The sequence below is a fragment of the Methylobacter arcticus genome (assembly GCF_050917435.1).
GTDB classification, from domain to species: Bacteria; Pseudomonadota; Gammaproteobacteria; order Methylococcales; family Methylomonadaceae; genus Methylobacter_A; species Methylobacter_A titanis.
On sequence record NZ_CP159583.1, the window covers coordinates 1,788,947 to 1,801,799 of the forward strand.

The window sequence follows — 12,853 nt, forward strand, 5'->3', positions numbered from 1 at the left end:
AGAGGTCGTGGATTATGGATAGGGTCAACATGACGAAAAATAAAAATCGAAGATCTTTTTTCCGAATTTATGATGAAGTTCATCTGTTTTACAAAAAAATAGATGAAAAGCTGGTAACCGAACCGTACTCTACTTTTGACAATATTCTAAATAACTCGGTATCATCTTCTAATATTGAAATGATCTCGCAGAATTCGGAGTTGCTATCGCCCGATGAGGAAATAATCTCGCCGGATGTTATGACTCCGAATGCCCAAATTAAGGAAAATGAAATCCACGACGTCAACATCAGTGTAGGCGGCATGGCTTTTATTTGTGAGGGTGCGCTTAAAGAAGGCGACTATCTGATCATCAAAATAGTGCTGGTATCCAGCATGGCTGCCATCGTAACTTACGGCAAGGTTGTTTTTTATGAAAAAAGGCAAGCAAAAGACGACAGTCGCTACCCTTATTTTGTAGGTGTCCATTTTGTCAATATGAAGGATAAAGATCGGGAATTACTGATCAAGTATGCGGACAAAAAGCGGCTGCAGCAAAGATGGGTTAATGGATTGCTACTGGCCGTTGTCCTTGCAATTATCGTTGCACCTGATATGACATTCGGTTTATTGTTCGAACTGTTTCATTTCTTGTTCGAGCATCTCCTTGAGTTCTTTCATATTGTTTTTGAGTTTATCGAGTCCAATCTTGACAACCTCGTCGAACATTTTTTTCATACCGATTTACAGCAGACCCAGCTCATTGTTTTTTATATCCTGGTATCTTTTGTGGGCTATGGGCTTTACCGTCTGTGGCAGGTATTGCGGGTATTGCCGTCTTTTTGTCGGCATAGTAAAGAAAACCTGTTGGTAATCTGTGCGCATAAGAAAGCAAGTCTGCTTTATTATTGGTGGGAGCAGTCTTTGTTCAATAAAATTAAACTGGTCGTAATTGGCATCGCGAGCATTACTCTCTATGTTCTTTTTGGACTATAAGCTGATTAAATCAGCGTCCGAATGATGATTCGGGGTAAAGGGCTTTATGAACGATTTTCTTAAGCCGTTCATGCCGAATTCAGAGCAATGACTCGGTAGGAGCGGACCATGCCCGCGATATGTTGGCAACGATGTGAAATCTTGACTCATAGTTTTCGCGGGCATGGCCCGCTCCTACAAAGCTTAAGCTGTTAGCGTACCCCATACATTTGTTGATTGCAGAGGATTAGTCGGCCCAATATTTCATTGGGCCGATTGGATTACCATCTTCTTGGGTAGTCCTGGCCAACTCCGTTGCCGAGAAAAGAACCCGCTGCCGCACCCAGTCCGGTAGCAACAGGGTCGCCACCTCCCAGTTCATAGCCGAAAACGCTGCCGATAACCCCACCGGCTAAGCCTTGGTGGGAGCGTGGATCGTTTGAATACTGTGGTTGTTGGTAATAACGAGCCGGCGGTTGCTGATAATAGCGAACTTCAGGTTGGGAATAATAGTAATTGACCTGTGGTTGCTCATAATAGTCATCGTGGTCGCGATGATGACCATGATGTCCTCTATGATGTCCCCAGCCGTGACCACGGTGTCCCCAATCATCGTCGTCAGCATAAGATAATGGCGAAAACAGGATGACAGCGGCAGTTAATTGAATTAAAAAAAATAATTTTTTCATGATATTTTCTCTTTGATTTGTTGGGTTGTTCGGTGTTGAGTTAATAAAATCAAGTTTGCCGGTCAATTAAACAGGGTTAGCGTCTTCCAGCAACGCCATTGCCGAGATAAGAACCTGCGGCAGCGCCCAGTCCGGTAGCAATTGGGTCGCCATTACCTATTTCGTAGCCTAAAACACTACCGACAACACCTCCGGCTAAACCTTGGTGAGAGCGCGGATCTTGAGGCTGTGAATATCTAGGCTGTTGCTGATAATATCTGGCCTGTTCGGAATGATGATGGTTGTGGTGTTTTCTGCCATGACCACGACCTTCACCTCCTGACGCGTAGGATACAGATGAATATATCAGGGTAAACACAGCCAATAGAGTAAAAAAAAGTGACTTTTTCATGGTTTCTTCCTTAAATAATTAATTTAACCTGGTTATATATGGAGTCGGTACAGGCATGATGTTCAGTGATAAGCTTTGGACTCATATTATTCGCTTGAACCTTAATGGCTGCTTAACGAATTGAATTGTTTGATGGCTGGCGTTAAAGTTATGCTTAAATCATGGTCTCTTCGTTTCGTGCAACAATTAATTGCCGGAATGATTCCGCCTTACTGCTTATGGCTTATAATAGCATCCAATTTGAATCAACATTTACTCAATGGCATCTTAATAAATGGAACAGTTTATTCCCGGCCAACGCTGGATTAGTAACACCGAGTCGGAGCTCGGTTTAGGTCTTATTCTTGAGGTGGCGCACAAGCGGGTCACGGTGCTTTTTCTGGCTTGTGATGAAAAGCGTATGTATGCGCAAGATAACGCGCCGTTAACGCGCGTCCGGTTTTCGGTAGGCGACGTTATTGAGTCGATTGACGAAGATAAAGTAACCGTCACCGGTTTAACTGAGCAGGACGGCTTGATTACTTACGTGGGCAAAGACGAGGACGGGCAGGAAGTCCGGTTGGATGAGGTGGAGCTGAATCATCACATCCAATTTAACAAGCCTCAGGATCGGTTGTTTATCGGGCAAGTCGATCCTTCCGCCTGGTTTTTGTTGCGCTATGAAACCTGGCGCAGATTGCAACAGCATCAACAATCGCCGGTTAAAGGCTTGCTGGGCGGTCGTGCATCGCTGATTCCGCATCAGCTGTTTATTGCGCATGAATCGGCTAACCGGTCGGCACCAAGAATCATGCTGGCCGATGAAGTGGGCCTGGGTAAAACGATTGAAGCCGGTTTGATTTTGCACCATCGGCTGATTAACGGCTTGAGCAACCGGGTGTTGATTATCGTGCCGGAAACGCTGCTGCACCAATGGCTGGTCGAAATGCTGCGGCGTTTTAATCTGCGCTTTAGTATTTTTGACGAGGCGCGCTGTCTCGATACCTATGCCGAAGACGACATGCTCGCTGAAGCGGGTGAAGCTGACGCCGCTGCCGATAATCCGTTCTTAACCGAACAATTGATTCTATGCAGTCAGGGCTTTTTTTCCAATTATCCGCGTCGCCAGCAACAGGCCATTGCGGCGGGCTGGGATATGGTGATTGTCGACGAAGCGCACCATCTGGAATGGAGCGAACTAGCGCCCAGTACTGACTACCTGTTTGTCGAACAACTTGGATCGGTTTCCCCCAGCCTTATTTTATTGACGGCGACCCCGGAGCAATTAGGCAAGGAAAGTCATTTTGCCCGATTAAGATTGCTCGATCCCGACCGTTTTTACAGCTTTGCCGCTTTTGTCGAAGAAGAGCGCTTGTTTGAGCCGGTGGCTCATGCGGCGAAGTTGTTGCTGGCGGAGGAAGTTCTGAATGAAGCCGCGCAGCAACATTTAACCGCACTGCTGAAAGATGACAATGTCGACGGCTTGCTGAAAAACCTAATCGCCAGGGATGGTGTGCATGCCGCAAACCTGCCAGGAGCAGGTGCGGCGAACGATCCTGAACAATCGGCGGCGGCGCGAGATGCGCTGGTTAATGTGCTGCTCGATCATCATGGCACCGGACGGATTTTATTTAGAAACTCGCGGCAAACCGTGCAGGGCTTTCCAGAACGGGAACGTTACGGCTATGCCTTGACCGGGCAAGCAAATGCTGACGACCTGCAACAAGACCCGCGCTACTTATGGCTGGTGGACAAGGTCAAACAGTTAGCTGGCGATAAAGCGTTGGTGATCTGTAAACAGGCACAAACCGCGATTGACCTGGAGCAAGCTCTGAAAAACCGCGCCGGCATCGCGTCGGCGGTGTTTCATGAGGGTATGAGCATTATCGAGCGCGACCGGGCGGCGGCTTATTTTGCCGATCCGGAAAGTGCGGCGCGGCTATTGATTTGTTCTGAAATCGGCAGTGAAGGCCGGAATTTTCAGTTTGTGCATCATTTGATCCTGTTGGATTTGCCGACCAATCCCGATTTATTGCAGCAACGTATAGGCCGTCTGGATCGTATCGGCCAGAAACATGTTATCCAGATTCATGTGCCGTATCTGGAGCATACTGATAATGCGGTGTTGTACCGTTGGTACGATGAAGGCCTGAATGCGTTTGCCAGTAACAGCTCGTCGGCTCAGCGGGTTGCGGATATTTTGCATGATGAACTGGCGGCTGTTTTGGCTAGCGGTAGCCCAGCAGATATTGATAGCCTTATAGCCAAGACTCAAGCGCTCAGCACCGAACTTGAAACGCAAATGCATAATGGTCGCGATCAATTGCTGGAGTTGAATTCCTGTCGCAAGGAATTGGCCGATGAACTTATCGAGCAGATGAGTGCCTACGAGAAGGAAGGGGTGCTTTGGCCTTATATGGAAGATGTCTTTGAATGTTACGGCGTAGATACCGAGTTCCATTCACCGGATTGTTTTATTATTCGCCCTAGCGGTCATTTGCGTGTCTCGCATTTTCCCGGATTAACGGAAGACGGCATGACCATCACCACTGACCGGCAGATTGCTCTAGCGCGGGAAGATATGCAGTTCATGACCTGGGAACATCCGTTGGTAACCGCATCAATGGATATGGTGCTGTCCTCTGAGACCGGCAACGCCGCGATCAGTGTGATCAAGCATAGCGATTTTAAAGCCGGGCAGTTTTTTCTGGAGTGTTTGTTTATTGTCGAATGTAGCGCGCCTGCCGAATTACAGATTGGACGGTTTCTGCCGCCTACCCCGATTCGGGTATTGATCGATCAATACCAAAAGGATGTCAGTGCGGACATCGACCACCGTGACTTGGTTGAAGCCGGTATTAAGTTTGATAAACACCGAATTATTGCCTTTTTGAACAGTCAAAGGCCGCACATTATCAATATATTGAGCGTGGCTGAGAAAAAAGCCAAAGCCGACATGCAAGCGTTAGTCGATCAGGCAACTCAAGCGATGTTGGAATCGCTGAGCAATGAGATAAAACGTCTGGTTAGATTGAAAAAAGTGAATCCGAGCATCAGAACTGAAGAAATTGAGCAACTAAAGGATATGACCATGCTGGCGCATGAAAACATCCAGGCCGCGCAGTTAAGACTGGATGCGGTGAGGTTTGTGATTACCAGTTGATGTAAGATTTTCCACTGCAAGGGCGACGACTTTAGTCGCCCGGTGTATAAAAGGCGACTAAAGTCGCCTCCACAGGAATAATGTGTATATAAATTATGATAAATATCGGCAAAATAAATAAACTGAATGTCGTTAAACAACAAGGTGCTGATGTCTATCTTGATGACGGAACCTCGGGAAAAGTGCGGCTGGCGGACAGAAGGCTGCCCGCAAACTGTCAGGTTGGCGATAGTCTGGACGTATTTGTTTACGTGGATTCGGAGGGTCATCTGGCGGCCACCAGCAAAAAGCCCTTGGCCGAAGTGGGTGATATAGCCTGGATGAAAGTGGTGTCGCTCAATTATGTGGGGGCATTTCTGGAGTGGGGCCTGCCTAAAGATTTGCTGGTGCCTTTTAGCGAGCAATACCATGAGATGGAAGTAGGGCGGTCTTATCTGGTTAAGGTATTTCTTGACGAGCAAAACCGCATTGCAGCAACCACCAAGATTGATAAATTACTCAGCGATGAATCGGTCGATTTTGAAGTCGGCCAAAAAGTGTCGCTGATCATTGCCGATGCTTCTGATCTGGGTATTAAAGCCATTATCAACAACAGCCATTGGGGCATGTTGTATCAAAACGAGTTGTATCAGCCGGTCAAAAAAGGCCAAAAATTGGACGGTTACATTAAGCAGATACGGGAAGATCATAAGATTGACCTGAGTTTGCACCAGCCTGGATACGGTAAGGTGGTATCGCTTACCGACAGCATTATCGCCAAGCTGAAAGCCAATAACGGCGAGTTGCTGCTGAGCGATAAAAGTCCGCCGGAAGCCATTTATGCCGCGTTCGGAGTCAGTAAAAAAGTATTCAAACAGGCGATTGGTGCGTTATATAAGCAACAATTAATCACTGTTGATAAAAATGGGATTAAGCTGGTTAACCTGTAGATTGGGTTGATGCTTTTCTAACTCAACATATACCATGCCGCGGTAATGTGTTGGGTTACGAAAAGAGGTAATACAACGAAATTGAAAGCAGTATGGTTAGATTCAGAACTCATTCATCTTATTTTTTCAAGGGTAGCTGCATCTCAGGCAGCGGCATGCCGATATGGTAGCCTTGGGCATAATTGATGCCCATACTTTTAAGCGCTTCCCAAATTTCCTGATTTTCGACAAATTCGGCAACGGTGAGGATGTCGATGTCTTGGCATAATCGCGACAAGTTATGTACCAAGGCATAATCCACTTTAGAGCTCAGTATATTACGCACAAAGGCGCCATCAATTTTGACGTATTCAAAACGTAACTCACGCAAATAATGAAACGAGTTATAACCTGTACCGAAATCGTCCAGCGCAAAGGCAAAACCTTTACGACGCAGATTGGTCAAAAACCGGCGCATGTTGGCCATATCGCCAATCGCATCGCGTTCCAGCAATTCAAATACAATGCTTTCCGGGGGGAGTTCCAGTTGTTGGCAGAGCTCTTCGGCATAACCCAAAATGCCACGGCCTTGAATTTCCTGTACCGATAAATTGATAAAAACTTTCGCATTCGCTTCCGGGCGGTTGGCATCCATGGCAGCGCGTTTAGCGGCAAAAGAGTTGTTGATCATAGCGAGGTCGAGATCACGTGCCATGCCATATTTGTCAATGGTTTCGATAAACATTGCCGCCGAAGTTGTTTCTCCTGTTGGCGATTTATGTCTGGCCAGCGTTTCAAAGGCATAGAGTTCGCCGGTCTGGCAATTAACTATCGATTGATAATAGGGAATAATCCGGCCTTCTTTTAACGCCTCGCGCAGACTTTCCGCATTATCGCGGGTCTCGCGAATACTGATGCGCTCCTCCGTTGCATCAAAGGCGAAAACGCTGTCTTTACCCATGTCTTTACCCATGTCTTTAGCTTTGTACATGGCGGCGTCGACGCCCTCCAACAGTGTATCTATGGTTAGGCCATCAACCGGATAACTGCTCACACCTATGGAGACGGTTAAATGAAAGCGATTACCTTGTGCGGAGGTGATGGCTAATTCCCTCAGTGCTTTGCCTATTTTTTCGGCAACTACCCGGGCGCCTTTTGGACCGGTTTCAGTCAGGATGATGGCAAATTCGTCTCCGCCGATGCGGGCGCACAAATCGCCATTACGGGTATGTTCAAGCAGCACATTGGCGATGGAGCACAGCGCTGTATCGCCGGCGGGATGCCCATAGGAATCGTTAATGTCCTTAAAGTCGTCCAGGTCGAGCATCAGTAAGCTAAACTCATGCTGGTGACGCTCGGAACGACCTATTTCATAGTTTAAAATATCGTTAAACTGGCGGCGATTATGCAGTCCGGTAAGAGGATCATGTACGGCGTAGTATTCAAGTTCTAACAGGGTACGCGATAACACCTTGCTGGAACCGACCACCATGACCATCACTGCAAGTATCGCACGGATAACGCTGGCTTCTTGTGCGGATAAGCTGTTTTCAGCGGCGTAAGCGACCCCTAATAACCCGGCCAAATTGGTCGAGTGATCGGGTACCGGCACGCTAATCATTTTAATATCGAAATTTGGCTTGATTGCAGCACCACAATTAATATGAAATTCTTCAATATCTAGCGGCGCATCAGGGGGCAGGCCAATGCTTTCAAGCATCTGTTTGCTCAGCAAGCCTCGCGCTTGTGTTCGTGCCTCATCCGGGCAGTCGCCCAGATAATACAAATACAACGATAAGCCATGTTCTTCGGCAAAGGCGATGTAAAAAAAACTAAACGGGAAAATGGTGTAAAAATCCGCCAGAATTTCCTGTACAAATTCTTTCCATTGCGAGATGTGTTCGTGCGACAGGATAATGCGTTCCAGTACCTGGCTTTGGCGCTCCAGCAAGTCTTTTTCAATCAAAACAGAAGACAGCTCAAGTAAAGTTTGATTGAATTCGATCAGCAGGTTTTTGATGTGTCGGTCATTAGCCGTCCACTGCTCACTGCGTTGCTGGAATAGCAAGTCAAGACTCCGATCCAGTCTTGTGCAGGTATTGATGATATGCGTAATCGTTGGAATCATCGCAATCATGGCGTTGGAGTCATCGGCAGCCATAGCGGACATGGCCGTCATCAATTTACTGATAATCTCCTGATGTACATTATGATTAAGCTGGGATATATCCGTTGCAGAGCGCTGAGTGCGTGTTTGGTTTTCTAAAATCTCGGCTATCTGAGTGATAATGCTTAAGCGTAAAGCCTCCAGATGACTGGGCTCGGCAACTGCTCCATGCGTTGCTCTACCTCCTGCATCCATGCAGTCGTGCGATAACTGGCCCATGCTCAATCCTCTTCCTGAAAGTATCCGCCCGGCTGCATCAAATCAATGCCGCATTGCAGATCTTTGAGCCAGTTTAAGAAATCCTGAACTGCAGCGCCCCGATAAATTGGGCCGTGTTGCGGGGCAATCATCTTAATATCCAGGTCGGCAATGGTTTCTAACCAACAGCGTATCGCTTTGTTAGAGCACATGTAGCGACGGTGAAAACCTTTTATATAAGGGATGTGATCGATAAAATCGTCTACATAGGCGTCATTTTTATCCATGGGTAACATTGCCGCCCCGATATCGCCGGTGAACAGGATTTTAGAAATCGGATCGTATACGTTGATTTGGCCTTCGGAATGCAAAAAATGTGCGGGTACGATTTTTAGTTTAAAACCGGGAGAGGGTTCGCAGTCCATGCCTTCGTTGGGTACGCCGACAAATCGGGCCATGTCTTTTAAACCGTAATGGGGCAAAAAGCGTATCCAGATACTGGAAACATAGACCGGGGAGTGACACAGTTCCAGCCAGGTTGATAGGCCGCCGACAATATCGGGATCTTGATGCGACAAAAAAATAGCTTTAATTTGTTCCGGTCCCACATAGCGCAACATTTCCGCCAGAACCCGAGGCATCACTCCAAAACCGCCCGGATCGAGCAGTACGCCGTCATTATGATGGGTGATCAGATACTGATTGGAACGAACGCCGTCTTCTTCGCCCGGCTCACTCTCGTTGAGTAAAATAAAACGGTGATCAATGGATTCAAATAATGTGATGTTGCGCATATTCCCTAATCTTCTGCTGGTTTATGATTTTTATATTTTCCCTAGTTTACTTCAGGTTATTTAAAAAAGCATGGTTATAAGCTATTATTAATGCACCATAAGTTGTAAAAACTATATTGCCGTTATAAAAATCATGATAAGAAACCGGTAAACAGCGAATATAGCTAATGGCTGCTTATTTCTTACCACCACTCACCAAAAGCGGTAACGCGAGTATAGCCAGACACATTAACCATCCCAGTAATTGACAGTTGGTTACGGAAAAAACCAAGGCAACGCCAATTCGTTCTAGCACATCAGGATAAGCGAGGATAAAGTCGCGGCTTTCCAGGAAGGCTTGGCTTTCCCGAATAATCAGCGCCAAGCCCACGATCAGCAGTGCGTAGCCCATTATCTTATCCTGATCGGCTTTGGTATTTTGGTGTCCAGCCAATCGGTTAATCTCCAGGGTCTTTAACGAATATGAACGTTCGATCATATAGCTGATGATCATTAAGCCCAAAACCCCAATAACAGGAATATAAACCGCTGCCGTCGGAAAGCTGATATAACGCCCATTTAACGCCAGGCCGAAGGTTTTATAAACGGCAAATCCGGCAAACAGTATATAGAGCGTATATATCCAGGAGCCGAGTTTTGGATGGGGCGTTTGATTGGCAAACAGCGCATAGCTGCGCCGCAATATCAAGCCGCCTAAGAGTGCGTTTGCTCCCGCGATTAGCGCTGTCTGAAGACGCTGCCAGTCGCTATAACTGGTATACCACAGGTTCTCAGTCATGCTTGCCAGCAGTAAGGCCAGCAGTTGCGAGAATAGCAAAAAAACCGCTAGGCGCATTGATGATAACGCTTGTAATGGCTTCCAACAGCCGATAACGATGAATAGAAAAAGGATTGTCGATGCGATAACGCCGTTAAACCAACCCGGATTTTCGTAGACTTTTCCGGTCAACGGAAAAACCTCTTTACGATCGACAGAATAAAGCCCCCAGTTAGCACCGACTACACCTTCAAAGTCACTTTTCCAGGATTGGTTAAAGGCTTCGACAATGTTGTAATCGAAGCCGTTTTTAGTGGCTACTTCAATTAATTTACGGATAAATTTTGCTTCGTTTACCACGTTAGGCACTGCCCAGCCGCGTTGCCTACCTGCGCCCGGCCAGCCTGATTCGCCGATCAGTATGGGTTTGCCGGGGGCAATGGAATCGGCTTCCTGTTGAACCTGCCGGTAAATGCGCTCAATATGCTCAGGAGCCTGGTCTACGGTGATAGGTTTATCCTCCCAGTAGGGCAGAATGTGGATGGTAATAAAATCCACTTCTTTGATTAACTCCGGGTATTTCATGTACATAGACCATACATCGGCATAAGAAACCGGCTGTTTAACCGAGCGTTTGACTTCGCGTATGTATTCAATCAGCTGAACCGGCTCCAGATCGCCGCGTAACAGTACTTCGTTGCCGACGATAACCCGTTTGACCACGTCGGGGTTCGCGTTGGCGGAGCGGATGACTTCGGCGATTTCTGTTTCATTGTCGGCTTTTATGGAACCCAGCCAAGCGCCTTGAATCATCTTCAATCCGTGCTTTTGCGCTAAGGCGGGAATAACCGGCATACTGCCTTCCGCGCTGGCATAGGTGCGAATAGAGTAGGTTTTTTCACCCATTAAACGCAAGTCAGCGTCAATTTGTTCGGGTGTGGGGAATTTTTCATCCATAGGCCCCTGGCCTTCTCGAAACGGAGCGAATGATAGGCTGTTGAGTTTTCCTGACGGAACGTCCGACCCTACATCCTGAGGTAAGTTGGTAAACCAACCTAACAAGCCGTTAAGTAAAACAACCAATGCAACGAATAAAGCAATTCTCATAGTTAGGATCAGTAGATTGAAAAAATTTTGAAAGAGGGCGTTATAACATACACCGATTAGATCAGCATCATCTCACAATGGTTATCTTTTGAATATGGGCAGACTTTTTATGGCATAAACTACGCAAACGCTAAGCGTTCAGCTAAAATACGGTTTTTTTTGTTTCTGTAACCTTATGGCTAAAAACATGCGCATTGAAAGATGGAGCGGCGCAGCTCTGGAACCGTTTATTCCTGAACTCGCGCGGCTTAGAATTGAAGTGTTTCGCGACTTTCCGTATTTGTATGACGGGAACATAGATTATGAAAAAAAATATTTACAGACTTATATCGATTGTCCCGAAAGCGTCATCGTGATTGCGTTCGATGGCGATACCGTGGTCGGAGCATCGACAGCGATTCCGATGAAATATGAAACCGATGAGCTGAAAAAGCCGTTTATCGAGCAGGGTTACGATCTCGGCGAGGTTTTTTATTGCAGTGAGTCGGTGTTGAACAAGGCTTATCGCGGTCTGGGTATCGGCGTTAAATTTTTCGAACAAAGAGAGGCTCACGCCGAGGAATTGGGCGGCTTCAAGCATATTTGTTTCTGTTGTGTCGAGCGACCAGTAGATCATCCCAGGCGACCAGCCGATTATGTGCCTTTGGATCAATTTTGGAACAAACGCGGCTACGCCAAGCATCCTGAACTTAACACAATCTATAGCTGGAAAGATCTGGATGATGTTGACGAGACGCCTAAACCGATGACTTTCTGGTTGAAAAATGAACGTTAAAATTGCGACAGCTCAGTACGACATCAGTTTTCTGGAAAACTGGCAACAGTATCAAAGCAAAGTTGAACGCTGGGTGGGTGAAGCGGCGCAACAGGATGCGAAGATTTTGCTTTTTCCCGAGTATGCCAGTATGGAATTGGCCTCGTTGTTTATCGCCAAGGATGGTGTGTATGCCGTAAGCCTGCCGGGAGCAGGCTCGGCAGGCGAGGCGGTTTATTCATCGTTAAGCAAGCAGTTGGCAGCCATGCAGTCATTGCTTGAAGATTATCTGGACTTGTTTCAAATGCTGGCTAAAAAATACCAGTGCATCATCCAGTCGGGCACGTTTCCGGTAAAAACAGATTCCGGCGCCTATCGAAACCGGGCTTATTTGTTTATGCCGAACGGTCAGTTCGATTATCAGGATAAGCTGATGATGACCCGTTTTGAAAACGAGCAATGGCTGATTCAAAGCGGTGAGGAATTACGGTGTTTTGATAGCGAATACGGAAAAATCGCCATCAATGTTTGCTATGACAGTGAATTTCCGATGCTGGCAAGAAAACAGGTTGAAGCGGGAGCAAATCTGATTTTAGTGCCTAGTTGTACCGATACGCTGGCAGGTTATCATCGCGTCAAAATAGGCTGTCAGGCGCGAGCCTTGGAAAACCAGTGTTATGTCGTTCAAGCTGCGCTGGTAGGCAATGCGCCGTGGTCTGAAGCCGTCGATGTCAATATCGGTGCAGCGGCTGTTTATACGCCTGTGGATCGTGGATTTCCTGATAACGGCATTTTAGCGGCAGGCAAACTCAATGCGGTACAATGGGTTGTTGCCGAAGTATCGCTCGGTGCTTGCGCTACGGTTCGGGAGCAAGGACAAGTCTTTAACTACAAAGACTGGCCATTGCAACAGGCATTTGTTATGCGGTCCTGATTAAACCGTCGACAAAAACCACCTAACGACGACGTTGTTGACTTTACGGTTTTTATTTT

At 46.9% G+C, this 12,853-nt stretch carries 10 protein-coding genes; 5 read left to right on the forward strand and 5 right to left on the reverse strand.

The window, feature by feature from the left end; genetic code table 11:
* The first annotated feature begins 29 nt into the window (after positions 1 to 29).
* On the forward strand, positions 30 to 974 hold the full coding sequence (locus ABXJ76_RS08570; RefSeq protein WP_432746046.1) for a PilZ domain-containing protein: 945 nt from the start codon (positions 30 to 32) through the stop codon (positions 972 to 974).
* Positions 975 to 1,234: 260 nt separating this feature from the next.
* On the opposite strand, the gene ABXJ76_RS08575 is transcribed toward ABXJ76_RS08570, so the two are convergent.
* Together ABXJ76_RS08575 and ABXJ76_RS08580 are read right to left on the reverse strand one after the other, a co-directional pair.
* Complete coding sequence (locus ABXJ76_RS08575; RefSeq protein WP_432746048.1) at positions 1,235 to 1,642, reverse strand: hypothetical protein; 408 nt, start codon at positions 1,640 to 1,642, stop codon at positions 1,235 to 1,237.
* 76 nt (positions 1,643 to 1,718) lie between these two features.
* Positions 1,719 to 2,033 carry a glycine zipper 2TM domain-containing protein gene (locus ABXJ76_RS08580; protein WP_432746050.1) on the reverse strand — a complete coding sequence of 105 codons (315 nt, stop codon included), beginning with the start codon at positions 2,031 to 2,033 and terminating at the stop codon, positions 1,719 to 1,721.
* A 274-nt stretch (positions 2,034 to 2,307) separates the two neighbouring features.
* On the opposite strand from ABXJ76_RS08580, the gene rapA reads away from it, so the two are divergent.
* The gene (gene rapA, locus ABXJ76_RS08585) at positions 2,308 to 5,175 is read left to right on the forward strand and encodes an RNA polymerase-associated protein RapA (RefSeq protein WP_432746052.1); all 2,868 of its coding nucleotides are present in this window, start codon (positions 2,308 to 2,310) and stop codon (positions 5,173 to 5,175) included.
* Positions 5,176 to 5,270: 95 nt separating this feature from the next.
* The gene (locus ABXJ76_RS08590; RefSeq protein WP_432746054.1) at positions 5,271 to 6,104 is read left to right on the forward strand and encodes a CvfB family protein; all 834 of its coding nucleotides are present in this window, start codon (positions 5,271 to 5,273) and stop codon (positions 6,102 to 6,104) included.
* A 118-nt stretch (positions 6,105 to 6,222) separates the two neighbouring features.
* Here ABXJ76_RS08590 and ABXJ76_RS08595 read toward each other — a convergent pair whose 3' ends face one another.
* The 3 genes from ABXJ76_RS08595 to ABXJ76_RS08605 form a co-directional block, all read right to left on the reverse strand.
* Positions 6,223 to 8,469, reverse strand: a complete 2,247-nt coding sequence (locus ABXJ76_RS08595; RefSeq protein ID WP_432746056.1) for a putative bifunctional diguanylate cyclase/phosphodiesterase — start codon at positions 8,467 to 8,469, stop codon at positions 6,223 to 6,225.
* A gap of 2 nt (positions 8,470 to 8,471) precedes the next feature.
* Complete coding sequence (locus ABXJ76_RS08600) at positions 8,472 to 9,242, reverse strand: MBL fold metallo-hydrolase (RefSeq protein WP_432746058.1); 771 nt, start codon at positions 9,240 to 9,242, stop codon at positions 8,472 to 8,474.
* A 175-nt stretch (positions 9,243 to 9,417) separates the two neighbouring features.
* Positions 9,418 to 11,106 carry an exo-beta-1,3-glucanase gene (locus tag ABXJ76_RS08605; protein ID WP_432746060.1) on the reverse strand — a complete coding sequence of 563 codons (1,689 nt, stop codon included), beginning with the start codon at positions 11,104 to 11,106 and terminating at the stop codon, positions 9,418 to 9,420.
* A gap of 175 nt (positions 11,107 to 11,281) precedes the next feature.
* Between ABXJ76_RS08605 and ABXJ76_RS08610 the strand changes: the two genes are divergently transcribed.
* Together ABXJ76_RS08610 and ABXJ76_RS08615 are read left to right on the forward strand one after the other, a co-directional pair.
* Positions 11,282 to 11,881, forward strand: coding sequence for a GNAT family N-acetyltransferase (locus tag ABXJ76_RS08610; protein WP_432746062.1), 600 nt, complete (start codon positions 11,282 to 11,284; stop codon positions 11,879 to 11,881).
* Positions 11,871 to 12,794: a carbon-nitrogen hydrolase family protein gene (locus ABXJ76_RS08615; RefSeq protein ID WP_432746064.1), complete on the forward strand. Its 924-nt coding sequence runs from the start codon at positions 11,871 to 11,873 to the stop codon at positions 12,792 to 12,794. Before ABXJ76_RS08610 ends, ABXJ76_RS08615 begins: the two co-directional genes overlap by 11 nt.
* Positions 12,795 to 12,853: the final 59 nt, after the last annotated feature.

Excerpts from the sequence above, each read along its gene's own strand:
- ABXJ76_RS08570 (WP_432746046.1), top strand. The coding sequence starts at position 30 with ATGACGAAAAATAAAAATCGAAGATCTTTTTTCCGAATTTATGATGAA.
- ABXJ76_RS08575 (WP_432746048.1), bottom strand. The coding sequence starts at position 1,642 with ATGAAAAAATTATTTTTTTTAATTCAATTAACTGCCGCTGTCATCCTG.
- ABXJ76_RS08580 (WP_432746050.1), bottom strand. The coding sequence starts at position 2,033 with ATGAAAAAGTCACTTTTTTTTACTCTATTGGCTGTGTTTACCCTGATA.
- rapA (WP_432746052.1), top strand. The coding sequence starts at position 2,308 with ATGGAACAGTTTATTCCCGGCCAACGCTGGATTAGTAACACCGAGTCG.
- ABXJ76_RS08590 (WP_432746054.1), top strand. The coding sequence starts at position 5,271 with ATGATAAATATCGGCAAAATAAATAAACTGAATGTCGTTAAACAACAA.
- ABXJ76_RS08595 (WP_432746056.1), bottom strand. The coding sequence starts at position 8,469 with ATGGGCCAGTTATCGCACGACTGCATGGATGCAGGAGGTAGAGCAACG.
- ABXJ76_RS08600 (WP_432746058.1), bottom strand. The coding sequence starts at position 9,242 with ATGCGCAACATCACATTATTTGAATCCATTGATCACCGTTTTATTTTA.
- ABXJ76_RS08605 (WP_432746060.1), bottom strand. The coding sequence starts at position 11,106 with ATGAGAATTGCTTTATTCGTTGCATTGGTTGTTTTACTTAACGGCTTG.
- ABXJ76_RS08610 (WP_432746062.1), top strand. The coding sequence starts at position 11,282 with ATGGCTAAAAACATGCGCATTGAAAGATGGAGCGGCGCAGCTCTGGAA.
- ABXJ76_RS08615 (WP_432746064.1), top strand. The coding sequence starts at position 11,871 with ATGAACGTTAAAATTGCGACAGCTCAGTACGACATCAGTTTTCTGGAA.